This window comes from Paraburkholderia sp. BR14320 (assembly GCF_040948665.1).
GTDB lineage: Bacteria > Pseudomonadota > Gammaproteobacteria > Burkholderiales > Burkholderiaceae > Paraburkholderia > Paraburkholderia youngii.
Genome location: NZ_JBFPKG010000415.1, coordinates 1 through 231, shown reverse-complemented (window position 1 = coordinate 231; position 231 = coordinate 1). Strand labels below are relative to the sequence as shown.

General features: G+C 62.8%; 1 protein-coding gene. It reads left to right on the top strand.

Annotated elements, in window-relative coordinates:
- Nucleotides 1-231: hypothetical protein (locus AB3X89_RS40875; RefSeq protein WP_368588131.1), on the top strand; the 231-nt coding region annotated here is incomplete at both ends.

The window sequence follows — 231 nt, the reverse complement described above, 5'->3', positions numbered from 1 at the left end:
AAGCCTGAAGCGGCGCGGGCAACTCAGCCTGTATTGTCCCGACGGCGACCTGAAGGCGCTGTTCATCAACGACACGCCCTACCAGAAGGGCGTGTCGGGTCAGTCCCGGACGTACAGCGATGCGTACCTCGAACTGATCTTCATCTTCTACCGGCTGTTCGGCTGGGGCATGCGGCAGATCACCGGCCACATGCACGAATTCTGGGCGCTGCGCGGACTCGACGTCGGGGT